Raw genomic sequence first — 1,101 nt, forward strand, 5'->3', positions numbered from 1 at the left:
TACCATGTGCTGCCAATGGACTGAACGATGAAACTGAACCTGATTACCACTACTTTACTGCTTGCGTCGGCAAGTGCCATCGCCGAGCCTAACATCACCATTTCTACCACGACCAACAGCCGTGACTTCCCGCTAAGTGCAGAGCAGCCTTTGGTTGTGCCTCTAACCAAAGACGGATACACGCTTAAAATCACGGGCGTTGAAGGTGACTGCGTTGCACCTGATGGTCAGAAAGTGAAGTTCAATAAACCTATCGCGCTAAATTGTGGCAAGCCGACCGAACTGCCACTCAAAGTTCGCTTTACTGGCGACTATTCCTTCGCTTATGACGACGCGGCTAAGACGTTGCTGTTTAAGCGAGAGCCGAAAAAAGCAGCAAAAACCGAATTTAAACGCCCGATCCCGCAAGTACAATGTGAAGTCTACCAAGGCGGTGAAGTGACGATCGCTGTGGGGGATAGCTTTCCTGAAGGCACCAAGTTACGCGATGCTTATTCAGGTCAAATGGTTGAAGTGAAAGAGCAGAAAGTATCGCTGACGCCAAGTAAAGACTCTGGCGGCGTAGTGCTACTAGAGCCTGTGCAGAAAACCAAAGAAGCGGTGCCATTTGATTACCGAAACGCGAACATTTACTTCGTGATGGTTGACCGTTTCAACAACGCAGACGCAAGTAACGACAACAGTTATGGTCGTAAAAAAGACGGCAAAGATGAAGTTGGCACGTTCCACGGCGGTGACCTTAAAGGTGTAATTGAGAAACTGGATTACATCAAGAGCCTAGGTACAGACGCGATTTGGTTGTCGCCAATCGTTGAACAAGTGCACGGCTTTGTCGGTGGTGGTGATAGTGGCTCATTCCCGTTTTATGCTTACCATGGCTACTGGACGCGCGATTTCACCAAGATTGATGAGAACTTCGGTAACGAAGAAGATTTAAAAACGCTGGTGGAAGAGGCGCACAAGCGTGGCCTCAAAGTCTTGATGGATGCGGTTATCAACCATTCTGGTTACTCAACATTGGCAGATCTACAGTTCGACGGTATCGATGTGTTAAAGCCTAATGCCGAACTGCCCAAGAAATGGGGCGACTGGCAACCAAAA

At 48.5% G+C, this 1,101-nt stretch carries 1 protein-coding gene; it reads left to right on the plus strand.

The features are described from left to right. Nucleotides 1–27: 27 nt before the first annotated feature. On the plus strand, nucleotides 28–1,101 hold a 1,074-nt coding region (locus tag R7Z49_RS23545), incomplete at its 3' end, for an alpha-amylase family glycosyl hydrolase (protein WP_318112148.1).

The organism is Vibrio sp. 1562, from assembly GCF_033340155.1.
Classification (GTDB): domain Bacteria; phylum Pseudomonadota; class Gammaproteobacteria; order Enterobacterales; family Vibrionaceae; genus Vibrio; species Vibrio alginolyticus.